26 protein-coding genes are annotated in these 24772 nt (G+C 68.4%); 10 read left to right on the top strand and 16 right to left on the bottom strand.

Translation table 11 applies throughout. The annotated features are described in order from the left end of the window. Positions 1 to 186: 186 nt before the first annotated feature. Complete coding sequence (locus tag ACWEQQ_RS20215) at positions 187 to 507, top strand: hypothetical protein (RefSeq protein WP_452339133.1); 321 nt, start codon at positions 187 to 189, stop codon at positions 505 to 507. A 16-nt stretch (positions 508 to 523) separates the two neighbouring features. Here the strand turns inward: ACWEQQ_RS20215 and ACWEQQ_RS20220 are convergent, their stop codons facing one another. From ACWEQQ_RS20220 to crcB (ACWEQQ_RS20245), 6 genes are all read right to left on the bottom strand, one after another. Further along, complete coding sequence (locus ACWEQQ_RS20220) at positions 524 to 1261, bottom strand: DsbA family protein (protein ID WP_452349258.1); 738 nt, start codon at positions 1259 to 1261, stop codon at positions 524 to 526. 72 nt (positions 1262 to 1333) lie between these two features. Then, complete coding sequence (locus ACWEQQ_RS20225; RefSeq protein ID WP_452349259.1) at positions 1334 to 2560, bottom strand: MFS transporter; 1227 nt, start codon at positions 2558 to 2560, stop codon at positions 1334 to 1336. Positions 2561 to 2637: 77 nt separating this feature from the next. Continuing rightward, on the bottom strand, positions 2638 to 4278 hold the full coding sequence (gene pgm, locus ACWEQQ_RS20230; protein WP_452349260.1) for a phosphoglucomutase (alpha-D-glucose-1,6-bisphosphate-dependent): 1641 nt from the start codon (positions 4276 to 4278) through the stop codon (positions 2638 to 2640). A gap of 47 nt (positions 4279 to 4325) precedes the next feature. Continuing rightward, entirely contained in the window at positions 4326 to 4688 is a 363-nt protein-coding gene (crcB, locus tag ACWEQQ_RS20235; RefSeq protein ID WP_452339129.1) for a fluoride efflux transporter CrcB, read from the bottom strand. Then, positions 4685 to 5029 (bottom strand): DUF190 domain-containing protein, encoded by a 345-nt coding sequence (locus ACWEQQ_RS20240; RefSeq protein ID WP_452339128.1) that lies wholly within the window; start codon positions 5027 to 5029, stop codon positions 4685 to 4687. The genes crcB (ACWEQQ_RS20235) and ACWEQQ_RS20240 overlap by 4 nt, the downstream gene beginning before the upstream one ends. After that, complete coding sequence (gene crcB / locus ACWEQQ_RS20245; protein ID WP_452349261.1) at positions 5022 to 5453, bottom strand: fluoride efflux transporter CrcB; 432 nt, start codon at positions 5451 to 5453, stop codon at positions 5022 to 5024. Before crcB (ACWEQQ_RS20245) ends, ACWEQQ_RS20240 begins: the two co-directional genes overlap by 8 nt. Positions 5454 to 5584: 131 nt before the next feature. Here crcB (ACWEQQ_RS20245) and ACWEQQ_RS20250 point away from each other — a divergent pair, with 131 nt between their 5' ends. Beyond that, on the top strand, positions 5585 to 6775 hold the full coding sequence (locus ACWEQQ_RS20250) for a lipase family protein (RefSeq protein WP_452349348.1): 1191 nt from the start codon (positions 5585 to 5587) through the stop codon (positions 6773 to 6775). A 68-nt stretch (positions 6776 to 6843) separates the two neighbouring features. Here the strand turns inward: ACWEQQ_RS20250 and ACWEQQ_RS20255 are convergent, their stop codons facing one another. Next, positions 6844 to 8340, bottom strand: a complete 1497-nt coding sequence (locus tag ACWEQQ_RS20255) for an MFS transporter (protein WP_452339126.1) — start codon at positions 8338 to 8340, stop codon at positions 6844 to 6846. Positions 8341 to 8458: 118 nt separating this feature from the next. Between ACWEQQ_RS20255 and ACWEQQ_RS20260 the strand changes: the two genes are divergently transcribed. From ACWEQQ_RS20260 to ACWEQQ_RS20280, 5 genes are all read left to right on the top strand, one after another. Beyond that, a complete protein-coding gene (locus ACWEQQ_RS20260) occupies positions 8459 to 9133 on the top strand; it encodes a TetR/AcrR family transcriptional regulator (RefSeq protein ID WP_379379177.1) in 675 nt (224 codons plus the stop codon). A gap of 33 nt (positions 9134 to 9166) precedes the next feature. Continuing rightward, positions 9167 to 10465: a D-arabinono-1,4-lactone oxidase gene (locus ACWEQQ_RS20265; RefSeq protein ID WP_452349262.1), complete on the top strand. Its 1299-nt coding sequence runs from the start codon at positions 9167 to 9169 to the stop codon at positions 10463 to 10465. 153 nt (positions 10466 to 10618) lie between these two features. Then, the gene (locus ACWEQQ_RS20270) at positions 10619 to 10984 is read left to right on the top strand and encodes a hypothetical protein (RefSeq protein ID WP_354840665.1); all 366 of its coding nucleotides are present in this window, start codon (positions 10619 to 10621) and stop codon (positions 10982 to 10984) included. Between the two features lie 242 nt (positions 10985 to 11226). Next, complete coding sequence (mscL, locus tag ACWEQQ_RS20275) at positions 11227 to 11622, top strand: large conductance mechanosensitive channel protein MscL (protein WP_452339123.1); 396 nt, start codon at positions 11227 to 11229, stop codon at positions 11620 to 11622. Between the two features lie 75 nt (positions 11623 to 11697). Further along, complete coding sequence (locus ACWEQQ_RS20280; RefSeq protein WP_452349263.1) at positions 11698 to 13248, top strand: MFS transporter; 1551 nt, start codon at positions 11698 to 11700, stop codon at positions 13246 to 13248. 18 nt (positions 13249 to 13266) lie between these two features. Here ACWEQQ_RS20280 and ACWEQQ_RS20285 read toward each other — a convergent pair whose 3' ends face one another. From ACWEQQ_RS20285 to ACWEQQ_RS20300, 4 genes are all read right to left on the bottom strand, one after another. Next, positions 13267 to 13893, bottom strand: coding sequence for a sigma-70 family RNA polymerase sigma factor (locus ACWEQQ_RS20285; RefSeq protein WP_452349264.1), 627 nt, complete (start codon positions 13891 to 13893; stop codon positions 13267 to 13269). A 210-nt stretch (positions 13894 to 14103) separates the two neighbouring features. Next, positions 14104 to 14814 (bottom strand): GAF and ANTAR domain-containing protein, encoded by a 711-nt coding sequence (locus ACWEQQ_RS20290; RefSeq protein ID WP_452349265.1) that lies wholly within the window; start codon positions 14812 to 14814, stop codon positions 14104 to 14106. A gap of 113 nt (positions 14815 to 14927) precedes the next feature. Next, a complete protein-coding gene (locus ACWEQQ_RS20295; RefSeq protein WP_452349266.1) occupies positions 14928 to 15614 on the bottom strand; it encodes a GAF and ANTAR domain-containing protein in 687 nt (228 codons plus the stop codon). A 117-nt stretch (positions 15615 to 15731) separates the two neighbouring features. Beyond that, positions 15732 to 17075 (bottom strand): DUF3533 domain-containing protein, encoded by a 1344-nt coding sequence (locus tag ACWEQQ_RS20300; protein ID WP_452349267.1) that lies wholly within the window; start codon positions 17073 to 17075, stop codon positions 15732 to 15734. 75 nt (positions 17076 to 17150) lie between these two features. Between ACWEQQ_RS20300 and ACWEQQ_RS20305 the strand changes: the two genes are divergently transcribed. Beyond that, on the top strand, positions 17151 to 17771 hold the full coding sequence (locus ACWEQQ_RS20305) for a TetR/AcrR family transcriptional regulator (protein ID WP_379379193.1): 621 nt from the start codon (positions 17151 to 17153) through the stop codon (positions 17769 to 17771). Positions 17772 to 17901: 130 nt separating this feature from the next. Then, positions 17902 to 18501 (top strand): TetR/AcrR family transcriptional regulator, encoded by a 600-nt coding sequence (locus ACWEQQ_RS20310; protein WP_379427105.1) that lies wholly within the window; start codon positions 17902 to 17904, stop codon positions 18499 to 18501. 24 nt (positions 18502 to 18525) lie between these two features. Here the strand turns inward: ACWEQQ_RS20310 and ACWEQQ_RS20315 are convergent, their stop codons facing one another. Further along, positions 18526 to 20637, bottom strand: coding sequence for a prolyl oligopeptidase family serine peptidase (locus ACWEQQ_RS20315; RefSeq protein WP_452349268.1), 2112 nt, complete (start codon positions 20635 to 20637; stop codon positions 18526 to 18528). A gap of 84 nt (positions 20638 to 20721) precedes the next feature. Here ACWEQQ_RS20315 and ACWEQQ_RS20320 point away from each other — a divergent pair, with 84 nt between their 5' ends. Then, positions 20722 to 21969 (top strand): DUF4132 domain-containing protein, encoded by a 1248-nt coding sequence (locus ACWEQQ_RS20320; protein WP_452349269.1) that lies wholly within the window; start codon positions 20722 to 20724, stop codon positions 21967 to 21969. Here ACWEQQ_RS20320 and ACWEQQ_RS20325 read toward each other — a convergent pair. The 4 genes from ACWEQQ_RS20325 to ACWEQQ_RS20340 form a co-directional block, all read right to left on the bottom strand. Continuing rightward, on the bottom strand, positions 21945 to 23402 hold the full coding sequence (locus ACWEQQ_RS20325; RefSeq protein ID WP_452339116.1) for an FAD-binding protein: 1458 nt from the start codon (positions 23400 to 23402) through the stop codon (positions 21945 to 21947). The genes ACWEQQ_RS20320 and ACWEQQ_RS20325 overlap by 25 nt on opposite strands. Further along, positions 23399 to 23899, bottom strand: coding sequence for a VOC family protein (locus tag ACWEQQ_RS20330; protein WP_452349270.1), 501 nt, complete (start codon positions 23897 to 23899; stop codon positions 23399 to 23401). The genes ACWEQQ_RS20325 and ACWEQQ_RS20330 overlap by 4 nt, the downstream gene beginning before the upstream one ends. A gap of 37 nt (positions 23900 to 23936) precedes the next feature. Beyond that, positions 23937 to 24596 carry a TMEM175 family protein gene (locus tag ACWEQQ_RS20335; RefSeq protein ID WP_452349271.1) on the bottom strand — a complete coding sequence of 220 codons (660 nt, stop codon included), beginning with the start codon at positions 24594 to 24596 and terminating at the stop codon, positions 23937 to 23939. Continuing rightward, positions 24589 to 24772: hypothetical protein (locus ACWEQQ_RS20340; protein ID WP_452349272.1), on the bottom strand; the 184-nt coding region annotated here is incomplete at its 5' end. The genes ACWEQQ_RS20340 and ACWEQQ_RS20335, both read right to left, overlap by 8 nt.

The raw sequence follows: 24772 nt of genomic DNA on the forward strand, positions 1-24772 counted from the left end.
GCAGGATCCCCTCCCCGACCATGGAGCCGAGCCCCCAGCCCGGCTCCCTGCCCGGGGTGCGGCTCACTTCTCCGTTCCCCCGAGGGCCGCACCCCACCCATTCCGCCCGGCATGCGGTGATGCACAAGAACATCCGAATTCCTGTGCACCACCGCATGTCCCGGCCCACCACGGCATGCTGGTCGCATGAGCGACCACGAACCGAGCGCGGAAGCCGACCTGCGGGACCCACTGCTGCTGGAACAGCGGCGACAGCTATTGCAAGGTCGGCTGCAGACCCTCCGCGCGGACCTGGCAGACCTGACCGCCGCCTATCGCGATCTCCCCGACTCCGGCTTGCTGCTCGATACACCGGGCGCCGGCGCACTCACCACCCCGGCCTACTGCGTCGCCGGCGCCGCCGAGGTGTTCGACGAGGCCCTCATCGAACTCGATGCCGCCGAGGACGCGCTGGGCCGGGCAGCCACCTACACGGGTCGTCTGCGCCGGCCCGTCCTCGACGCCTGAAGCCTTACCGCCCAGCCTATTTCGCGGCGTCCAAGACCCAGTTCTTGTTGTTCACGTCGACCTTCTTGCCGTCGATGAACACCGACGGGGTGGCGGCGCGATTGTTGAGGGCATCGTTGAGGGCCTTCAGCGCGGCTTCGGCGTGGGCGCGGCCGGTGTCGGCGCGGTCGCCGGAGGTGATGCACTTGGCGACGTCGTCACCGGCGCCCGCCTCCTTGGCGATGGCGGCCAGTTCCTTGTTGTCGTGGTCGGAACCGCCCTCGGCGGGCTGCTTGGTGGTGAACAGCAGCGAGTGGAACTTCGAGTAGACCGGACCGTCACCGGCCTGGGCGACGCACTCGTTGGCGGCCACCGCGCGGGTGGAGTAGTCCTTGCTGGCCGACCGCGGGTCGAGGAAGTTCACCAGGCGGTACCGCACCGCAATCTTGCCGAGGTCGACCTGCTGGGCGATCTCCTGCCCGTAGCTCTTCTCCAGCTGACCACACGCCGGGCACAGCGGATCCTCATAGATGTCAATGGTTTTCACATTGGGCTTGCCCAGCACAATGGCTCCGTCGGAATCCAGGGCCACCGACACCGCAGGATCGTGCACCGGACCGTACCCGTCGTTGCGCACCTCGTCCCCGCCGCCGCGATTCCACAGATAGAGGGCCGCCACGATCACCGCGACCACGACAACGGCCAGCCCGGCCAGCGCGTAGGTGGTCTTGCTCGAGACCGGCCGCGGTGTGTGATTCGAAGTCGGTTTGCTCACCCGCAACACTCTGCCCGACGCCCCCGCCCGAGCAACACCCACCCCGCCCCACCAAAATCTGCGGCCGACCCGCTAGGCGGCGGTGGCTGCGGCGGGTTCTCTTCGGCGGAGGGTTTCCGGTGCCAGCAGCCAGACCGCCGATGCCGAGGCCAGCAGGGCGCCGGTCACACCCAGGGCCACGCCGTAGGAGACGCGGTCGGCGAGCATGCCGATGGCGTAGGGGCCGAGGAAGGTGCCCAGGTCGGCGGACATCTGGTAGCCCGCGAGGACCGGGCCACCTCGGGTGCCGGGGCCGATGATGTCCGCGACCGCCGCTTGCAGGGCGGGGGTGAACATGCCGGAGCCGATGCCTGCCACGCAGGAGGCGACCAGCAGCCAGGCGAGGGTCGGGGCAAGGCCGATGCCCGCGGTGCCGACGGCGCAGACCAGGGTTCCTGCGATGAGGAAGGGCTTGCGGCCCACCGTGTCCGACCAGCGCCCGGACAGGAAAAGGACCGAGGCATTGCCGAGGGCGAAGGCGGTCAGGGCCACGCCCGCAAGGGCGGCGTCCTGCTTCAGGACCTCCACCACGATGAGCGGCACCAGTGCCATGCGCACACCGAAAACGGCTGCGCCATTGCCGAAGTTGGCCCACAGTGAGGCCCGGTACGCGGGCCGGGCCAGCCCTTCACGGAAGGTCATCACGGGCGCGCCGTTCGATTTCTCCGGCAGGGCCAGCGGGGAATCCCGCAGCGCCACATAGACGATGAGGCTGGCGATCAGCAGCGCCACGCAGTAGATGAGGAACGGCGCGCGCAGGCCGAGGAAGGACAGCGCACCGCCGACCAGCGGCCCGCTGATCGAGCCGATCAGGAAGCTCGTCGAGTACACCCCCGAGACCCGCCCTCGTTCGGCGGGCGGCGACATCCGGATGACCAGCCCCAGCGAGGACACCGTGAACATAGTGGACCCGATCCCACCCAGTGACCGCAATACCAGCAGCTGCCAATAACTCTGGGCCAGCGCGCACGCACCGGTGGACACCGCCACGATCAACAGCCCGGTCAGATAGACCGGCCGCTCCCCCAGCTTCTGCAACAACCGACCCGCCATCGGCGCGAAGATCAACCGCATCAACGCGAACGCGCTCACGATGAACGAGGCAGCGGCCACCCCCACCTCGAAACTCCGCGCGAACTGCGGCAACGCCGGCGCCACCAACCCGAACCCGATGGCGATCGTGAACGCCGACCCCACCAGCACCCAGATCTCCACCGGCAGCCGATGCCGCCCGCCCACCGGCCCCTCGACCTCACTCACCACAACGCACCGCCCACCCGGATCCGCCCGGCGCACACACCAATTCATCCATTCGCCACACCTGACCGAAGGCCGCGCTATTCACCCATGAGGGCGTGTCCGACGATCTCCTCGGCCGCGGCCTGGACCTGCGCGAGGTGCTCCGGCCCCTGGAAGGATTCGGCGTAGATCTTGTACTTGTCCTCGGTGCCAGACGGGCGGGCGGCGAACCAGGCGTTCTCGGTGGTGACCTTGACGCCGCCGAGGGCCGCGCCATTGCCACGGGCGCGGGTCTGGATGCCGGTGATGGGTTCGCCGGCGATTTCGGTCGCGGTGATCATATCGGGCGTCAACGCCGCCAGGCGGGTCTTCTGTTCCGGGGTGGCGGTGGCGTCCACGCGGGCATAGGCGGGTGAGCCGTAGCGTTTTTCGAGTTCGGTGTAGCGGGTGGACGGACTCTGCCCGGTGACGGCGGTGATCTCCGCGGCCAGCAGCGCGAGCAGGATGCCGTCCTTGTCGGTGGTCCACACGGTGCCGTCCATGCGCAGGAACGACGCGCCCGCGGATTCCTCGCCGCCGAAAGCCAGGCTGCCGCTGAACAATCCGGGCACGAACCACTTGAACCCGACCGGCACCTCGTAGACGTCGCGGCCGAACACGCCGACCACCCGATCGATCATGGAAGACGTCACCACCGTCTTGCCGATCTTGGTGAGCGCGTCCCACCCCATCCGATTGGCGATCATGTACTCGATCGCCACCGCCAGGTAGTGGTTCGGATTCATCAGTCCCGCATCGGGAGTCACGATCCCGTGCCGGTCCGCGTCCGCGTCGTTGCCGGTGGAAATGTCGTAATCGTCGCGAATCGCTACCAGCGACGCCATGGCGTACCGCGACGAGGGATCCATCCGGATCCGCCCGTCGGAGTCCAGCGTCATGAACCGCCAGGTCGGATCGACGAACGGATTCACCACCTCGAGCTCGAGGTCGTACCGCTGCCCGATCTCCTCCCAGTAGTCCACCGAGGCCCCGCCCATGGGGTCCGCGCCCAGCCGAATCCCGGCGCCCCGAATGGCGTCCAGGTTCAGCACATTGGGTAGGTCCGAGATGTAGCGGTCCAGGTAGTCGTAGCGCTCCACCTTGGTGGCCAGCGCCTGCGCCAGCGAGGTGCGCTTGACGTCGGCCAGCCCGGTGCGCAGCAGCTCGTTGGCGCGCGCGGCGATGGCATCGGTGGCGATGGTGTCGGCGGGACCGCCGTGCGGCGGGTTGTATTTGAACCCGCCGTCGCGCGGCGGATTGTGCGAGGGCGTCACCACGATGCCGTCGGCCTGGTGCCGGGTCCCGCCCCGATTGTGCCGCAGCACGGCATGACTCAAAGCCGGTGTGGGCGTGTACCTGTCGCGCGAGTCGATGACGGCGGTGACGTCATTGGCGGCGAGCACCTCCAGCGCAGTGGTCCAGGCGGGCTCGGACAGCGCGTGCGTATCCCGTGCCAGATACACCGGCCCGGTGATGCCGCGCGAGGCACGGTATTCCACGATCGCCTGGGTGATGGCCAGGATGTGCGCCTCGTTGAAGGCACAGTCCAGGCTCGACCCGCGATGCCCGGAGGTGCCGAAGGACACCAGCTGCGCGGGATCCGACGGATCCGGAATCCGGCTGTAGTAGGCCGTCACCAAGTGCGCGATGTCCTCGAGGTCCGTGGCCCGGGCCGGTCGTCCGGCTCGATCGTGGGCCATGCTCGCACCCCCCTTCCGTATCGCCTGCGCCCGGCTGGTCATGAGCATCACGGCCACACCCACTGCCCGAGCAAGGCACCGAGGTAGGCCGCGGCCAGACTTGCGCCGACGCCGATCACGACGTTCGCCACCGCATAGCTGTAAGCGCCCTCCTCGGCCAATCGAACCGTTTCGTACCCGAACGTACTGAACGTGGTCAGCGCGCCGCAGAACCCCGTTCCCACGGCAGCCAGAAGCCAATGATTTGCTCCCGCACCGATCAACGCGCCCAGCACGGCCGAACCGCCCATGTTCACCGCCAGTGTGCCCAGGGGGAGAACACTATCGAATCGATAGGCCACCGCGCGATCCACCAGATACCGGACGGGCGCCCCGAAGAGCGCGCCGAGGATCACCAGCAGCCCTGTCACCGCCGCACTCCGGCGAGCACTTCGACCGGCGAAAGCGCCACCGTCACCGAATCCAGCAGGTCCGCATTGCTTTCCACGAACGCCCGCAGCCGTGCGGTGTCGTCGATGATCATCACCATCACCGGCAACCGCTCGGCCAGATCGAGCAGCCGGGCGGTGTGGATATGGGAGGACACCCCATAACCCTCGACGCCGCGCCACACACTGGCCCCGGCCAGTCCGGCATCCCGGGCACGCCGCACGATCTCGTGATAGCGGGGCCGGTGTCGATAGGTGTCGTCCTCGCCGAGCAGCACCGTCAGCCGAGACGCGGGTACCCACTGCCGAACCATGTCACTCATCGCCTGCCCCCAATCGTCGTGCCGTCTCCGATACCCATCGTGTCGCACTCACGCCCAGCACGACCGAAATCAGTCCTGTCGCCACCGTTCCCCCGAGGTAGGCCAGTCCGGCGCCGACCCGGCCCGATTCGAGCAGTGTACGAACTTCCACCGCGTAGGTGGACATGGTGGTGAATCCGCCGAGAATCCCGACCCCGAGAAAGGGCCGCAACAGCCGGTGCGCCACCCAGATCTCGGTGATACACACCATCAGTACCCCGATGAGGAAGCAACCGATCACGTTGACCGCCAAGGTCTGCCACGGAATCGAGCCGTGGTGCGGCACCCACAGGCTCATGGCGTAGCGCGCTTCCGCGCCGATCGCGCCACCGAGGGCGATGACGCCGAGCAGGGCGGCGTCCACGCCCGCGACTCTCGCTGTCACCGCCCCTCCTCTCCAATTAGCCAAATAATTGCTGTTCGGCGTGTTGATGAACCCGAACAGCAGCCCGGAACTGCGAGGATAGTGCCGCTTGCCCGGAGTTGTCCCATCGGCCTCGAGGAGTCAAGTTGGCGGTGCGGCAGTCGATCAGAAAGTTGCTGGTCCAAGGGTTCGGAATCGCCACGGTACTGGTGGCCGCCATGGCTGCCACCCCCGCGGCCCACGCCGGGGCGATTTATCCGGTTTCCGACCCGGACGGGTTCTACTACGCCTCAGGGAATCTCGCCGCCGCCCATAACGGTGACATCCTCGATTCCCGCCTGGTGCCCAGCCATCCCTGGCCCGGAGCGACGGTGTGGCAGCTGAAGTTCCGCTCCACGAACTCCACCGGCGTGCCCATCGCCGCGGTGACCACCCTCATCACTCCGGGCCCCGGCCCGCGACCGCTGGTGTCGTATCAGCCGTTCGTGAATTCCCTGGGCATGCAATGCGCGCCGTCGCACGCCCTGTTCAACGGCGGCGTGCGGGAGGCTGCCGCCTTCCCGCTGCTGCTGGCACGCGGCTGGGCGATCGCCGTGCCCGATCACCTCGGCCCCGACAGCGCCTACGGCGCGGCCCGCATGGGCGGGCAGATCACCCTCGACGGCATTCGCGCCGTCGAGCGTTTCGCCCCGGCGGGACTGGGTGATTCGCCGGTCGGCCTGGCCGGTTACTCCGGCGGTGCGATGGCCACCGGTTTCGCGGCCGCCATCGCCCCCGGCTACGCGCCCGAGCTGCCGATCGTCGGCGTCGCGGAGGGCGGCGTGCCGGTCAATCCGGGCAAACTGGCCATCCAGGTGGGCAATACGCCCCAGCCGCTGTTCGGCCTGGGCTTCGCGGTGGCAGTGGGCATGGAGCGCGAGTACCCCGCCCAGATCCAGCTGGACAGCTCGCTCACCCCCTTCGGCTTCTGGATGCGCGACCGCATCGCCAATTCCTGTGTGGACGACATCATTACGGTCGGCGCGAACCACAGCATCGGCGACGTCTTCCACCCCGGCAAGGAGAACGACCCGGACCTGATCCACACCATGCACGCCAATGCCCTCGAGGTCGTCCCGGAGCTCATCCGCCAACCCCTCTACGAATGGCACGGCAGCAACGACCAGGTCCCCCTGGACCTCGCCCTCGAGACCGCGGACCGTTACTGCGCCGCCGGCACCCCGGTCCAGTTCGACATCATCCCCGGCGCCGACCATGGCACCGCCATGGCCGGCGCCGCCACCGCTGTGGACTACCTGTCCGACCGGTTCGCGGGCCTGGCCCCACCCTCCAACTGCCGCTGATCGCGGTAAGCCGAAAAAGAAGCGGCCCCACTCACTTTCGCGAGCGGGGCCGCTTCCATGTCCGGAACTCAGTGCGCCAGAACGGGTTCGCCCTCTGCCGGAACCGGCACCTTGTTGGGCATGATCAGACCGGTGACCACCGCGCCGACCACGAAGATCGCTGCGGCCCACCAGAAGGTGGTGGTGTAGCTCTTCACCGCGGCCTCGGCCAGCACCGCCGCCGACGGCGGCACGTGGCTCGACGCGTAATTGTTGAAAGCCGTCGAGGCCAGGGTGCTCAGCAGCGCGGTGCCGATGGAACCGCCGACCTGCTGGCTGGTGTTCACCATCGCCGAGGCGACACCGGCGTCACTGTGGTGCACGCCCGAGGTCGCGCCGCTGAAGGCCGTCGACATCGCCATACCGAGACCCAGGCCCATCAGGACCAGGCTGGGCAGGATGTGGCTCGCGTAGCCGGTGTCCACGCCGATGCGGGTCAGCAGCACCATTCCCACTGTGGCGAGCAGGAACCCGCTCACCACGGTCACCTTCGGGCCCACCCGGGGAATCAGCAGGGCGGGCACGGTGGTGGAGGCCGCCACCATGCCGGCGACCATGGGCAGGAACGCCACGCCGGTGCGGATCGGCGAGTACCCCAGCTGCTGCTGCATGTAGTAGGTCAGGAACAGGAACATGGCGAACATGCCGATGCCGATGGTGAACACCGTGACGTAGGACGCGCCGCGGGTCTTGTCCAGCACCACGCGCAGCGGCAGCAGCGGATGCGCGACCCGCTGTTCCAGCCAGGCGAACACGCCGAGCAGCAGCACGCCGCCGATCAGGAAGGACAGCGTCAGGCCATTGGTCCAGCCGTCCGACTCGGCGTGCGAGAAGCCGTAGACGATGGCGAACAGCGCGGCGGTCACCGCCAGGGTGCCGGGCAGATCCAGCTTGGGCCGCTCGGTGGCGGTGTGCCCGGCCAGCAGCAGTACCGCGCCGACCAGCGCGATGGCCGCGAACACCAGGTTCACGTACATCACCCAGCGCCACGAGGCCCACTCGGTGAGCGCGCCGCCCAGCAGCAGGCCCAGCGCGCCGCCGGCGCCGGCGATGGCGCCGAAGATGCCGAAAGCCTTTGCGCGCTCGGCGGGTTCGGTGAAGGTGACGGTCAGCAGCGAGAGCGCGGCGGGCGCGAGCAGCGCGGCGAACACGCCCTGCGCGACGCGGGAGCCGACCAGCACCTCGAAGTTGCCGGCCGCGCCGCCGACGGCCGAGGCGACCGCGAAGCCGACCAGGCCGGTGATGAACGTGGTACGCCGTCCGAACAGATCGGAGAGCCGTCCACCCAGCAGCAGCAGGCTGCCGAAGGCGAGCGCGTAGCCGGTGATGACCCACTGCCGATCGCCATTGGAGAAGCCCAGATCGGCCTGCGCGTGCGGCAGCGCGATATTCACGACGGTCGCGTCCAGCACGACCATCAGCTGGGCGACGCCGAGCACGGCGAGCACCCACCAGCGCAGCGCGTGCGATCCGCGCCGCGGCGCAGCGGCCGGTGCCGCGACTTCTTTCTCGAGAGCTGTTGTCATGGCGGTTTTCCTCGTCCCCTAGGATTAGTGGAGAACCCGTCTCCGCTTACCGGTAAAAGCTACTAGCAAAACGGAGACAGGTCCTCCAGATAATCCCGATTGCTGTTAGGATCAGGGTGTGAATCACGTCACCACCGCGCCCCCACCTCGGCGTCTGCGCGCGGACGCCGCCCGCAATCAGCAGCGCATCATCGCGGCCGCCCGCGAGCTGTTCGCCGATCGCGGGCTGGAGGTCACCCTCGACGATGTAGCCGAGCGCGCCGGCGTCGGCGTCGGCACCGTCTACCGCCGCTTCGCCAACAAACAGGAGCTCATCTCCGAGGTCTTCGACCAGATGGTCACCGAACTCGCCGGGGCCGTGGATGTGGCACTGCACCATCCGGACCCCTGGGAGGGCCTGGTCGACCTGTTCGAGTACTCGTGCCGGCACGTCGCGGTCAACCGCGGCTTCGGCGAGGTCATCCTCGAATTGCACGACAGCATGGATCGCTTCTGCGCCATGAAGGATCACATCCGGCCCGGCATGCAGGCGGTCATCCAGCGCGCCAGGGACGCGGGCGCGCTGCAGCCCGATATCGAGGCGGGCGACTTCTTCGCCATGGTGAACATGGTCGACGGCATTGCCGGATTCGCCCGGCCGGTCAATCCCCAGGTCTGGGAGCGCTATATGGCACTGATCCTCAATGGCGTGCGCGGCGACGGCGTGCCCCGCCTGGCGCTGGCGCAGCCGCCGCTCACCGAGGACGAGGTGGAGCGGGCCAAGGCCGCGGCGTATACCCCGCGCAAACGGTAGCGCGCATCACACTCGCGGTTTAAAGTTGGTCGCATGACCAATTCTTGGACGAACTGGGCCGGGGATCAGAGCTGTACCCCGGCGGCCATCGCCGAACCGAGCTCGCCCGAGGACGTCGCGGCAGTACTCGCACAGGCCGAAGCGAACGGGCACACCGTCCGGGTCGCCGGATCGGGACACTCCTTCACCGAGACCGTGCTCACCGACGGCACACTCCTGCGCCTGAACAAGCTGGACCGGATCCTGAACGTGGACCGCGAATCCGGGCTGGTCCGGGCGGAAGCCGGCATCACGCTCAATGCCGCCAGCAATGCGCTGCACCCGCTGGGTCTGGCCTTCCCCAATCTCGGCGACATCGACGTGCAGTCCATTGCCGGCGCCACCGCGACCGGCACCCACGGAACCGGATCCAAGCTGCAGAACCTCTCGGCCGCACTGCATTCCGTCGAGCTCATGCTCGCCGACGGCAGCCGGGTCGAACTCAACGAGCAGACCGACCCCGACGGCTGGCGCGCCGCCCGCGTGAACGTGGGCGCGCTGGGCGTGGTCACCGCCGTGACCCTGCAGATGGTGCCGTCCTTCGTCCTCGAGGGCATCGAACGGCCGGTCCCGGTCGAGGAGGTACTGGCCGATCTCGACAGCTACGTCGAGGGCAACGAGCACTTCGAGTTCTACATGTTCGCGCACAGCCCGCTGGCAATGACCAAGCGCAACAACCGGGTCGAGCTGCCCGAGCAACCGCGCGGCAGAGCCGTGGACTGGTTCTCCGACATCCTCATGACCAACTACACCTTCGACGCGCTGTGCCGGCTCACCCGCCGCCGCCCGAACCTGATCCCGCTGGTCCAGCGCAGCGCCGCCTACGCAGGCAGCTACCGCCGCCAGGTCGAGCGCTCCTACCGGGTCTTCGCCAGCCCCCGGCTGTTCCGCTTCACCGAGATGGAATACGCACTGCCACGCGAGCATTCGGCCGACGCCATCCGCGAGATCAAGGAGGTGGCCAAGCATTTCGACACCCCGATGCCGATCGAGGTGCGCTGGGTCGCCCCCGATGACGCCTTCCTCTCCCCCGCCGGCGGCCGCGAGACCTGCTACATCGCCGTGCACCAGTACCAGGGCATGAACTACGAGCCGTATTTCCGCGCCTGCGAACGCGTCTTCGATCGCTACAACGGCCGCCCGCACTGGGGCAAGCGGCACTTCCAGACCGCCGAGACCCTGCGCGAGCGCTACCCGGACTGGGACAAGTTCGCCGAGGTCCGCCGCCGCTTCGACCCGAAGGGGCGCTTCACGAACGAGTACATCGAGCGTGTCCTGGGTGCCGTGCTCTGAAGTGCCGGCCACCGCGCACCGAAAAGAGTGCCGATGGCGCACCGAAAGAGGACTACTATCGATTGCTGAAAGATCGCTGTAACTGCCCGAGCGTGACCGACGTAGGGAGGGTTCCGATGCCTGAGCGGCGGATCGAAGTAGGGAACCACGACGATGCCCACTGATGACGACTCCGATGACAAGGTCGAACGCCTGACCGACGACCTGCGCACCACCGCCGACGATCTGACCACCGACCTCGGGGTCACCGCCTCCGACCTGAGAGAGCGAGCCGAATCAGCGGCGGGAGCGCTGGCCGAGCGGGCCAGCGGCGCCGCCGCCGAACTGGCCGACCGGGCACAGAGCGCGGCCGCCGATCTCGCCGATATGGCGAAGGCCTTCGCCGACAAGATCACTCCCGAGGATCTCCAGAGCACTCTGGAATCGGTGCGCGCCAACCTCGACCACGCCGCCCAGGACGTGCTCGCCGCGGTCAACGAGATCGTCACCGCCCTGAAGAACAGGGCCGGCGGAAAGTAGTCCACACCCAACCCCGGTTCCGGGCCACACGGCCCGGAACCGGGGTTGTTCGCTTTCGTCCGGCCGCTTCGCTCGTTCCAGACGACTCCATCGGGTTGCGGATTGTGTGCCAGCCCCCGACCGACCGTCCGGAGTGATGCACGTCAAGGGGGCTGTGCCAGGTGCGCGCCACACCGCGACCAGCCCTTAAACTCCCATCCAGAAGATAACGAAAACGTCTCGGATTGGATTAAGCGCGCACCATGCTCAAGGGCTTCAAAGACTTCCTGATGAGGGGCAATGTCATCGATCTCGCGGTCGCCGTGGTCATGGGCACGGCCTTCACCGCCATCGTGACCTCGGTGACCAAGGGTGTGATCGAGCCGCTGCTGGCCACCCTCGGCGGCAACAAGGAATACGGTCTGGGCTTCCAGCTCCTGTCCGACAAACCGTCCACCTTCGTCGCCCTCGGTCCGATCATCAGCGCCGGCATCAACTTCCTGTGCGTGGCCGCGGTCCTCTATTTCGTGCTCATCCTCCCGATGAAGACCATCAAGAACCGGCTCAGCAAGCCCACCGCGGTGAAGGCCGATCCCACCGAACTGGAGCTCCTCACCGAGATCCGCGACCTGCTGGCGAAGCAGAACGCGAACAAGTGAGGCGCGCACCCCGGGTAGTCTTAGCCAGGTTGTTGCCAGCAGCTTGACCTATGCCTAGCCGAGGAGGCGGAAGACGTGGGCCGCATCCCACCCCGGGAACAGTCGGACGATCTGGCGAACCGGGTGGCGCCCGCGCCGGCGAGCCGGTGGGCCATGCTCGCCGTGCTGTGCGCGAGCCTGCTGCTGGTGGCGATGGACGCGACCATCCTCAATGTCGCGTTGCCGTCGCTCATCGATCACATGGCGCCCACTCCGATGGAACAGCTCTGGATCGTCGACCTGTACGGCCTGGTGCTGGGCGGCCTGCTCATCACCTGCGGCGCGATCGGCGACCGCCACGGCCGCAAGCGGCTGTTCCTGTCCGGCTTCGTGCTTTTCGGCCTGGCCTCGGTGGTGGCGGCGACCGCCCACGCGCCCGCGCAGCTCATCGCGGGCCGCGCGCTGCTGGGCGTCGGCGGGGCCATGGTGATGCCGTCCACCCTCTCGCTGATCCGCAATATCTTCTCCGATGACCGGGAACGCACGCTGGCCATCGGCATCTGGGCCTCGGTGGCCGGTGCGGGCGCGGCCATCGGCCCGCTGGTCGGCGGCCACCTGGTCGAGGCGTTCGGGTGGTCGGCGGCCTTCTGGCTGAACGTGCCGGTGGTGATCATCACGGTGGCCGCCGGACTGTGGCTGCTGCCGGAATACCGAGCGCCGCAGCACGGCAGCCTGGACTGGGCGAGCGCGGCGTTGTCGGTGCTGGGCGTCGTGGCGCTGGCGTGGGGGATCAAGCATGTGGCCAAGGGCAATCCGGCCCCGATCGATCTGGTGATCATGGCCGCCTCGGTGATCCTGCTGGGGCTGTTCGCCTATCGGCAGCTGAAGTCGCCGGATCCGCTGCTGGATGTGCGGCTGTTCCGCAATCGTGCGTTCACCGCGGCGGCGCTGGCCACCCTGCTGGCCATGCTGGCCATCGGTGCGGCACTGTTCCTGATCTCGTTGTGGCTGCAATACATTCACGGCTACTCGCCCTCCCAGGCGGGCATGCGCACGCTGCCCGCGGCGCTGGCCACCCTGTTCGGCTCGCTGTCCACCCCGTGGCTCATGCAGCACGTGAGCGTGCGCGCGCTGATGGGCGTCGCGCTGGGCGCGCTGGCCGGGGGTTTCGCGGTGCTGGCGGCAGTGCCGGACACCACCTATCCGATTGTCGCGCTGGTCCTGGTGTGCCTGGGCATCGGTGACGGCATCGCCATCACCACCGCGGCCGCGGTGCTGGTATCGGCGGTGCCGGCCGAGCGCGCCGGGCAGGCGGGCGCGGTCGAGGAGACCAACTACGAACTGGGCATCGGCCTGGGCGTCGCGCTGCTGGGCAGCATTCACGGTCGTCTGTTCACCGGCCACATGTCCGGATTGCCGCTGCAGGGCGACGATCTGGCCGAGGCGCGCGGCTCGGTGGGCGGCGCGGCCCATATCGCCGAGAAGATCGGCGGGCCCACCGGTGACGAGGTGCTGCGCATCGCCCAGCACGCCTACGATGCCGCGCTCACCACCACCTCCTGGATCTCGACCGCCATGGTGGGCACTGTCGCGGTGCTCACCGTGATCCTGGTCCCGCGCGGCTTCAAGGCCACCGCCGCGCACTGATCGGCAGGCCGTATCCGGTTATGCCAGTGACACTTTGAGCTGGGCCAGCGCCGAGCGGATGCGAGCCTTGACCGCGGGCAGCCCGATGCCCAGCTGGGCCGCGACCTGTGGGTAGGTGAGACCGCCGTAGAAGGCCAGCACCACCGATTCGCGCTGATAGGGGGTGAGCGTGGCCAGGCCGCGACGGATGGCGCGCTCGTCGTGGCGGCGCAGGATCTCCTCGGCCACCACATCGATGGCGGGCCGGTAATCGCAGACGCCCCAGCGGTGTTCGTGCCCGGCCGCACTGCATTCGCGCCGCACCCGGTCCACCGCCTGATGGTGGGCCAGGGTGGTGAGCCAGGTCAGGGCATTGCCGCGGGCCGGGTCGAAGGTGGCGGCGCTGCGCCAGACCTGCAGGTAGACCTCGTGACAGGTTTCCTCGGCATATCCGGTGTCGCACACGATGTTCAGGACTCGGGAGTAGATGAGGCCGCGGGTGCGGCGGTAGAGCTCCTCGTAGGCGTCCCGATCGCCCGCGCCGATCCGGCGTACGAGCTGATCGAATTCACTGCCGCGCCGGGTGGATCGGGACGCGGCGGGCCGGACGGATGGGCTGGGATGCGAGTGGGCAGCGGAATATTGCGGTGCACGTGAGGAATTCACGATTGCCCCCAGATCGACGGAAAGCGAGCACGGACTTGCCGAAACGAGCCGTCGAGGACTGGGACGGTCGCCAACCGCGAACGGAAACCGGCCGGGGACAGGGGCTTTCGGTTCCGCCAACTCACCAGGCTACTCCACGACCACCCTATTCCCGCCGTGATCGATTTTCGGGGATGGAATTCCGGGCAAAGTGTGCGAATCCATCGCCGATCAAATCCGCAGGCCCAGTTCGACTATGCCGTGGGCGACCGCGTGCACGGTGACGCGATTGCGCCGTGCGTGGGCGCGGATGAGTGTGAAGGCGGCATCGGGGGTGGTGTGGTGGGCGTGCGCGATCACGCCCTTGGCCTGTTCCACCACGATGCGGGTGGTGAGGGCGTGCTGTAGCTGCTCGGTCACCCGCTGCTGGCGCTGCACCAGGTTGGCGGTGACGATGTGGCCGGTGGCCATGCCCGCCAGCAGGGTGGCGACCGAGAGGTCCTTGCCGGTCCAGTGCCGCGGGTCGCGCGAATACAGGCTCAGCACACCGGCTTCGGTGTCGTCGAGGCGCATGGGGACGGCCGCCACCGAGGAGATCCGGTGCCGCCCGGCCAGACTCGTGTACTCCGGCCACATATCGCCGTAGCTACCGAGATCGGTGACGGTCACCGACGCGCCGCAGGCGTGGGCGACCACACCGGGCCCGCGGGCGTGATCGCGCTGGCAGACCTCGAGATCCAGCAGCTCCTCGGGGATGCCGCCAAAGAGTTCCGACCGGTCGCCCCGCAGTTTCGGGGACAGCGCCACCGTCACACCGCCCGGTTCCAGCACATCGATGGCACTGTGCATCAATTCGTCCAGAATATGGGGCAGTTCGGTTGCCGCCGGTAGCAGTCGCGCGAACCTGGCCAGCACCGCCACCAGCAACTCACTGTCGGACACCGTGATCACCCCTCGGCGCGCACGCTGGGGCGCCCGCCATGAAAGTCTTCCTGTGCCGCTCTTGCCGTCAGCTCATGGTATTTGCCGGGCGGGGTGCTGCGGAACAGTTGCGCTCATTCGGCTTCGATCCGAATCTCGCGCTCCACCACCCGCCGTGCCACCTCCACCAGGGAAAGCCCATGGGTGAAGGCATATCCGCGCAGGCGGGCATAGGCATCGGGGATCTCGATGCCGAGCCGGGCGCTGGTCATCCCGGCCGCCTGGTGAATCCACCGGCTGGACAACGGCTGTGCCCACTGCCGGGCGTCGTCGCCGGTGGCCAGCACCAGGCTGGCGGTGACCAGATCCGCGATGTGCAGCGCCGCCGACAGCAGTCGCGGCCCCGGCTGCCCGACCGAATCGCGGTACAGATCCACCGCGCCCAGCCGAATCGTGCCCAGCCGCAAGGGCACTGCGAACAGGGAACCCGACACCGGCTCCCCCGAGAGCGCCTCGGCGAACCCGGGCCAGTGCTCGCAGTCGGCGCTCAGATCGGTGATCACCACCGGCACCCCGTCGGTTACCGCCGAGACCGCGGGCCCCTCCCCCGCGGTAGCCTGCGCCCGCTCCACCTGCTCGGCGAATCCGTCACTGGCACACCAGGGTTGCATGCCGGCGTCGCGTTCCTCGAGCACGATGGCCGCCCGCCGGACCGGCAGCACCCGCACACACGCGGTGCACACCGCCCGCAGACCGCCGCCGGCATCACGCACGGCGCGCAGGAACTGTCCCGTCAGCTGATCGAACTGCGACGAAGCCATCACCATCGAACCGCCCCACAATCATCGCCCGGCGATGAGTAATTCGGTGCCCGGGGCCAGTATCGCCGTCACAGCTCGACAACGAACAGGGCCGAAAGTCACTGTGGCGGACGATGGTCAGGGCTGATAGGCCACGCCGAGCCGGGACAGGCCGCGCAGGTCGTAGGTGTGGGTGGCGACCGCGCCCAGCAGCAGACCCACGGTCAGGCCGAACACCGTCATCCAGATCCCGGTGCTCAGACCCGCCTCCAGGTGCCCGTCGAAGAACAGGATGGCGCGCACCGACAGGTAGATCTGGTGCATGGGCTCGAAGCTGGACAGCGCCGCGATCCAGCGCGGAATCGCCTCCACCGGAATCGAACCCGAGGAGGACGGCAGGCCCAGCACCACGAAGACGATCATGTTGATCAGCAGCCCGGCGGTGCCGAAGGCCGCCAGCACCGACAGCCCGGTCACCCCCACCGCGATGATGGCCAGCGTGCCGTAGAGGAACAGCGGCAGCGGCTGGTCGATCGGCATGCCGAAGATCCTGGCGATGCCCATGAACATGCCGGAGAGGACCGGCGCGGTGATGACGGTGATGGCCCACTTCACCAGCAGGGTGCGCCAGCGGCTGATGGACGCCGGCTCCGGCGCGCGGAACCACGGGCCGTATTCGGCCGGGGCATAGCCGAGCACGTTGTCGATCATGGAGTGGATGATCATGGCGCCGCTGAAGCCCGCGAACAGCAGCACGAGGGTGTAGAAGAAGGCCGACAGGCCCTGGCCGGTGCCCGCGGGCAGCGGCCGGTACGGACTGACCACGACGTCGATGGGCTTGGCCAGCTGCAGCCGTGCCGCGCCGGACAATTCGGTTGCGGGAGCGCCCGCCTTGGGCGCCAGCTTGGCCTTCACCTGATCGGTGAGCTGCGCACCGACGGTCGTATCGACCTGCGCCATGGCGCGATCGGTGATGCGCTGCATGATCGAGGACGCGTAGGTGCCCGCACGCGGATTGGTCTGCACGGTGATGACCGGGCGCTCCACGTCGCCGGGGACCACCGAGGCCGCCGCCAGGATGGACAGCCGCTTGGTGAGGTCGCTCGGAATGATGATGGCGCCGTAGATCTGGCCGTTGCTCAGCTGCTGGCGGGCGTCATTGATGCCGACCAACCGTAGATCGATCTTGTCCTGCGGAATCTGCTCGGTCAGCGCACCGGTGATCTGGTCGCCGACATTGAGGGTCTTGCCGTCCATGACGTCGCCCACATCCTGATTGACCAGGGCGACCGGGAAGTCGTGCAGGTTCTTCTCCGGGTCGGAGGTGTAGCCGAGGTACATGGTGCCGATCAGCGCCGCGAGCAGCGTGAGCACCAGCATCGGGCCGATCCAGCCGCGCAGCGGCACGGCCTGCCGGGCCGGGGTCGCCGCCGGGGTCACCGGGGCCTCCGGGCCGGTCGGGGAGGCACTGTCATTCGCCATGCGACGAATGTAGGCAGCGACAACAAAGTAGTCAACGCCAACATCCCCGAGTGTGTCCGATATCCTGCTCTCACCATGAGCATCGCCAAGCGCAAAGCCCGCGAGGTGGTGGAGCGCGCGCGGTCGTACCACCACGGGGACCTGCGCGCCGAACTACTCCGGCGCGCCGAGGAGACCCTGCGCGGCGCGGGTGTCGACGGCCTGTCGCTGCGGCAGCTCGCCCGCGACACCGGCGTCAGCCACGCCGCGCCCAGCCGGCACTTCCGCGACAAACAGGCACTGCTGGACGCGCTGACGGTAGCCGGATTCGAGCGGCTCGGAGCCGGATTCGAGAAGGCCGCCGCGACCGGCGCCTTCCTGGAGCGCCTGCGCGCCATGGCCCACACCTACCTGCGCTTCGCCATCGACAATCCGGCGCTGCTGGCACTCATGTTCGCGCGCAAGAACAGTCCGACGCCGGCCATCGGCGAGGCCGCCGCGCGCGCGTTCACCGTGCCCATCGAAATGGTCACCGATGCGCAGGCGAGCGGCGAGGTGGTGCCCGGCGACGCCCGGCGCATCTGCCTGTCGGCGGTCGCCGCGCTGCACGGACTGGCCGCCATCATGGGGTCGGGCCTGGTCGACGCCGAGGAGGCCGACGGCCTCTTCGACGAGATGGTCACCCACATGATGAACGGTTTGCGTCCGCGACGCTGACGCCGCGTCCCGCGAACCAGCTGCGGAATTCCGCGAACCGGAATCCGTGGACCCGCACCCGTAACCTTTCAGGCGTGACGATCGAGAAACGACAGTGACGATCGAAGGCAGGCAGTACGGCGGACGCGCCGTGACCGAACGAAAAGCCGAGCGCAGGCAGCGCTTCCTCGACGCGGCCATCCAGATTTTCGGTGAGCGCGGCTACGCCAACTGTTCGCTGGCCGATGTGTGCGCGGCCGCCGGACTGTCCAAACGCCAGTTCTACGAGGAGTTCCAGACCCGCGAGGACGTGCTGGTCGCGGCATACGACCAGATCCAGGATCAGGCCGGCGCCGCGCTGGCCACGGCCCTGAGCGCCATGGGACCGGACCCGGACCCGACCGACACCGTGACGCGGGCCCTCTCGGCCTTCCTCGGCTCGATCGGCGCCGACCCGCACCGCGCCAAGGTCGCCTTTGTCGAGGTCGTCGGCGTGAGCGAGCGCATGGAACAGCACCGGCGCGATCGGCGGCACGCCTGGGTCGCCACCCTGTATCTGGCGGTGGAACCGCTGGCCGGTTCGGGCGCGCGGGTGCGCGGCGCGGGCGAGCTCGCGGGCAGCGCCCTGATCGGCGCGATCAACGGCCTGGCCCACGAGTGGCTGCTGTCCGAGCCGCGCCCGCCGGTGAGCGACCTGGTGGAAGTGCTCGTCCCCATGGCGGTTTCGCTCATCGTGCGGGATCCGGCCTAGGCAGTCACCCCCACACCGAGCCGGTCACATCAGCTGCCGCATGAAGTAGGTGTACTCCAGCGCGCTGGTGTGCGCCTTCTCGTCGTTGTTCGCGCCGGACCCGTGGCCGCCCTGGGTGGCCTCGTAGAACAGGTACGGATCGCCGAATTCGGCTAGTCGGGCGGCGAACTTGCGCGCGTGCTGGGGCCCGACCCGGTCGTCTTTGGTGGTCGTCCAGATCAGCGGCTCGGGGTACTTCACGCCCTTCTTCAGCTGTGCGTACGGCGAAATGGACGCGAGGAAGGCCCGTTCGTCCGGATCGGCCACCGATCCGTACTCCCCCACCCAGGACGCGCCCGCCGCGATCTGCTCGTAGCGGACCATGTCCAGCAGTGGAACCTGGATGTCCACCGCACTCCACAGGTCGGGATGCTGCGTGAATTCGACACCCATGAGCAGCCCGCCATTGGACCCGCCCTGGATCCCCAGCCGCCGCGGCGAGGTGATCTTGCGTGCGACGAGATCGTCGGCCACGGCCGCGAAGTCGTCGAAGGCCTTCTGCCGGTGGGTCTTGAGGGCCGCGTCGTGCCAGGCGGGCCCGTATTCGCCGCCGCCGCGGATGTTCGCGATGACATACGCGCCACCGTGTTCCAGCCACGACTTGCCGAGCAGCCCGTTGTAGCCCGGCGTGGAGGAGGAGGCGAATCCGCCGTACCCCCACAGGATCGTCGGGGTGCTGCCGTCGTAGGGCAGCGTGGCCGGATGCACGATGAAATAGGGCACCTTGGTCCCGTCGGGCGAGGTGGCCTTCAGTTGCTCCACCACGAACCCGGACGAATCGAACCGTGCCGGTGCGGCTTTCACCTGGTTCAGCCGTCCGGTCGCGGTGTCCAGGCTCCAGATGGTGGCCGGGGTGAGCATCGAGGTGACCGAGAGGTAAGCCGTCTCGCCCTGGGAATCGGCGTCCACGCCGGAGACGGTCGCATTGTCGGGCAGGGGAACCGGTGCGGATGTCCAGCCGCCGTCGGGCTGCGGGGTGTAGACGGTGGCGCGGCCCTTCACGTCGTAGAGCGACGTCACCACCACGTGGTCCCGGGTTGTCATGACCCCTTCGAGGGTCTCCTGCGGCCCGGGTTCGTAGACGAGGGCGGCCTTCGGCTGATCCGGGTGCGTGGTCAGGTCGTCGGCATCGAGGGACACCAGTGAGCCGGACTTGAAGGTGGCGCCGCCGGCGGTCCAATCCTGTTGCAGCGCAACCAGGACCCGATTGCCGACCATGCCCTGGAGCCCGGACTTCGGCGGCAGCCCCAGCCGCACGGGCTGCGCGCCCGCGAGCAGGCTGACCTCCGACTCGTAGAACGACGGCCGCCGCTCCACCAGGTTCATCCGCCGCCCGATCCCGTTGTCCAGCAGCACCGCCGCGGTGGCGAGCCCATCACCCTGGCTGCCGCGGGCGACCTCCACTGCCTGGTCGAGCGCCTGCCCGCGCCCCAGACGCTTCACGACGTACGGATAGCCCGAGGTGGTCTTCTCCCCCGGCTGCCATTCCCGCGACACCAGCAGCGTGTCGGTGTCCACCCAGGCGGCATACTGCTTGCCGCGGTCGAGCACGAATCCGCCGGCCACGAACGTCCCTGTCCCCAGATCGAATTCGCGCAGTGTGACGGCGTCCTCGCCACCCTCGGACAGCTCGACCAGGCATCGCCGATGGGTGACGGGGTCGCAGGACATGCCCTTCCACACCCAGTTCTTGCCCTCGTCGCGGGCCAGGGCGTCGAGATCCAGAACGGTGCGCCACTGTGGTTGCGGCGATTCGTAATCCGCGACCGTCGTCTCCCGCCAGATGCCCCGCTGATGGTCGGCGTCCTGCCAGAAGTTGCCGATCATCCCGTCGTGGAACTCCGGCACCGGCAGGCGATCGGCCGCATTCGCCAGCGCCTTCGCCTGGGCCAGATTGTCGGCGTAGCGCGGATCCTGTTCCAGCACGCCGAGGGTCTTCGTGTTCTCTGCCGCCACCCACGACTGCACGCGGGGACTGTCCAGCTCTTCGAGCCACTGATACGGGTCGCTCGCCGTGCTCGATCCCCCGCACGCGGCCAGCAGGACCACAACCAGACCCGCGAGGGCGGCCCGGATTCCGCTCTTGCTCCACACCATGAAATCCCCCATCCCATGATCACGAGGCGACCCCGATCGGGGCGTCAGCGAGCCACCCTACCGCCGCCCACCGACAACCTTTCTGTGCCTGCTGCCGACAACCTGTCTGCGACTCCTGCCGACAACCTGTCGGTGCCGGGCGGCAAGATCACGGGCATGACCGACGAGGAGAGGCGCTGGGCCGATCCGCACGCCACCACGGCGGTGCGGAAGTTCCTGCGCCGGCATCGTCGAGCGGTGGAGACCGTGCTGACGGCGGCCCGGCTGGACGGGCTGGACGAATTCGCCGACGCCGCAGCGGAATACGTCGCCAACCCCGCCGGACCGGTCACGCCGGAGGGCGCGGCGGTGGTGTTCGCCATCGCACAGCAGGCGGCGATCGCGTACCGGACCGGGGCACAGCGGGAGCAGGAGTTCATCGACCGGTTCATCGACAGCTGGATGAACGAGCACGGGTACGCGTTCGCGGCCGCGGTCGCCGAGACACGGCGGGGCCTGCGCATCGAGGAACCGGAGCCGCGCGCGGGACGGATGACACCGTGGCTGCGGGCGACCACGCCCGGCGAGGAGCCCGAGCCCGCCGCGGAGACATTGAATCTCCGGGTGCATGCCCGGCTAGGTGCGCAACTGCCCGCTCCCGGCGGGGACACACCACACGCCCCCGCGGAGCCGAAATCGGTGACCACCGACCAGATTCGGCGGCTGGAGGCCGCCATGGTGGACGGCCGGCGATGGCGGGCCGCGGCACACCGGCGGCTGGTGCTCGAGGATCCCGCGCTCGGTCAGCTGGCCCGGCGGCTGGTGTGGGCGAGCTTCGACGGCCGCGGCACCGTGACGGGCACGTTCCGCATCGATGCCGAGGGCGGGCTCCGTGCCGTGGACGAGAGGCCCGTCGAGCTGCCGCGCGAGACGCTGGTGGGTGTGGCCCACCCGCTGCACCTCGCGGAATCCCTGGCGGCATGGCGGAATTCGTTCGCCGGCAACCGATTACGCCAGCCGTTCGAGCAGCTGGACCGGCGCACGTACACCCTCACGCCGGAGGAGGCGGAAGCGGATCGCCTGTCCCGCTTCACCGATCGTCAGGTCCGCACCGATCGGGTGTTCGGACTGCAACAGCTGGGCTGGGGGTTGTCCGGAGAGCTCCTGTATCGCCGGTTCGGCCCCACCCGGGAGGTGGCCGTCACACTGGACCCCGGGCTCGCGGGCGGTTATCGCTACGAGCCCGAGCTCCAGCGGGTGCTGGCGGTGGAGCTGCGGGGCGGCACGTTCGGGTCGTTCGATGCCGTCACCGCCTCGGAGCTGATCCGTCAGCTGGAGCGGCTGGCGGCGTGACGTCCGGCGCGGCGGCCGAAGAAGGAGCCCGCGCCGAGCTGGGTGCCGCTGGAATAGCCCTTGCCGTCCTGGGCCAGGGTGGAGGCGGTAGCGCCCGCCGCGTAGAGCCCGGGAATCGCTGATCCGTTGTCCCGCAGCACTTCCGAGTCCGCCGAGGTGCGCAGGCCGCCGAGGGTGAAGCCCGCGTACAGCGCCTTGCCCAGGGTCAGGTCGAAGGCCGCCCACGGCCCGTGATCCTGCGGCTCGAGCCATTCGGCCGCCTTGTGGAAATCGGGATCCTCGCCGCGAGCCGCGTTCTCGTTGTATCGGTCGAGGGTGGATCGCAGTGCCTCGTACGGGATTCCGAGCGCGGTCGCCATCTCCTCGACGGTCTCCCAGCCGTCGATGAACGGCGCGAGCGGGAACATCGGACGTTCCATGTGCTCGGAGTCCACGATCAGGTAGGCCACCGCGCCGGGCTGATCGAGCACGAAGGCGGAGGTCCGCGCGTGATAGGAATCCTCGGCGACGAAGCGTTCGCCCCGCTGGTTCACCACGATTCCGGTCAGCAGCTTCGCGGGCGGATACACGGGCGCGGTGACGAAGGCCTGGTCCATCATGCGGGTCACGCCGCCCGCCGAGACGCCGAGCTGGATACCCAGCCCGTCGTCGAAGGGCGTCCCCAGCACGAAGGGTTTCTCGGTCAGCCACGGCACGTGCTCGGTCACCATGTCGGTGTTCATGACGAAGCCGCCGGCGGCGAGCACCACCGACTTCGCCCGCACCGCACCGGTGCTGCCGAGGTGCTTCCAGCTCACACCGGCCACACTGCCGTCGGCCTCGGTGATCAGATTGGTCACGCCGGTCTCGTACCGCACCTCGACACCGAGCGCGGCGGCCCGCTTCACCAGCAGCTCGATGATCATGGCCGCGCCCTGGGTGTCGCCGGGCACCGGAACCTTGTGCCCGCGCGGCGCGGGCGTCGCCTGATCCCGGTAGGGCCAGACCTTTTCGTTGCCGGTGTACATCAGCCCCTGGGTGCCGGGCTGGATGACCGCCTTCTCCGGGTAGTAGCTGCGCTCGAATTCGAAGCCCAGACTCTCCAGCCAGTCGAAGTGCTCGACGCTGCCGTCGCAGTAGGCGCGGATCTTGTCCGGTTCGGGATCGCGCGCCACCGACAGCAGGTACTTGTACATCTCCTCGGCCGAATCGTCGTGGCCGGTCGCCCGCTGCACGGCGGTGCCGCCGCCGAGGTAGAAGTGCCCGCCCGCCAGCGCGGTGGTGCCGCCCGCGACGCCGGCCCGCTCCAGGACCAGTACGCGGGCCCCGTTGGCGGCCGCCTCGACCGCCGCGCAGCCGCCCGCGATGCCGAATCCGGCCACGACCACGTCGACCTCGTCGGACCACTCGGTAATCGACGCCGCCGCAAGGGTTTCCGGGATCTGTGTGCTCACTGCGCATCCTTCTTGATCTGCTCGAAGAACAGCCGCATATTCGGCCCGATCTCGGCGAGTTCGATGAACGGTACGCCCGAGGCCGCACCGTCGAGGTAGGCGAAACGCATCTGCCCGCTCATGTCGCCCTGCTGCACCACCGGGATCCCCTGCGCTGCGGCATCTTTCAGGGCGGCATCGAAGTCGTCGGGCTCCAGGCAGACGTGGTGCAGGCCGGGCCCGCCGCGTTCGAGGAATTCGGTGTAGATGGAGCGGCCGCGCACCGGCTGGATGAGTTCGAGCTGGGTGTCGCCGCTGTAGGACAGCGAGATGTGCGCGGTGAAGTCGGCGGGTTCGCCACGGTAGACGCAGCTCTCGGGCCCGAAGTGGACCTCGGGCATGCGCATCCAGCCGCCGGCGCCCATGGTGGTCTTCAGGAACTGTTCACCGGCCGCGATGTCCTCGACCACCCAGGCGATCTGGGTGACCGGGCCGCGGGCCACACTTGTGCTGTCCACCCCGGCAGTTAATCACAATCGCTTAAATTGGCAAGGGTCACTCCTCGTCGGGATCCGGATCGGACGGCGCGGTCCACCCTTTGTTGCTGAGGCCGTAGAACGTCGAGACCAGCAGATACAGCACCAGAGCCGTGATCGGCGACAAGAATCCGACCCCGATGCACACCGCGTAGACCAGGATGCCCGGCCAGGCCCGCCAACTCTCGCGCCGCGCGTAATCCGCACCCAGACCGGGCTTCAACATCTCCGGCCGCTTCGCCAGCCGCCACCACATGGGCGCCCACGGCACGGTCATCATCACCCCGACGATCCCGTACAGCGCCACCGCCACCACGGCGTCCCGGTTGGTCCCGTGCACCACATTGTCGGCCACCACCATCGTCGGGAAAGGCACCAGCGAAATGCCCAGCAGCAGCATCAGATTCCACCACCGCAGCACGTGGTCGATGCGCCGTAATCGCCCGAAGAAGGTGTGGTGGTTCATCCACACGACGCCGATCGTCATGAACGACGCCAGATAGGCCACGTACGCCGGCCAGATGTGCCCCAGCGCCTGCAGCAGGTGCCCGGGCTCGTGGTCGGGCACCCGGATATCCAAAATCAACAGGGTGATGGCAATCGCCATCACCCCGTCGCTGAACGCTTCCACCCGGGCGGTTCCGGCGAGCGTGCGATCCGGAACCGATCCGTCACTCATGGACGGAAGCGTAACCCGATTCCGTGATCGCTTCAGATCGCTTGGCCCGCTTGATGGTTCGAACCGTGATCGCCATCAGCAGCACGGTCACGCCGATCATGAGCACGCTCGACAGCCAGGCCATGGTGTGGATGGGCAGCCGGTAGGCGAGCACCACCCGCAGCACGGACTCGCCA

This window comes from Nocardia sp. NPDC004123 (assembly GCF_053603795.1).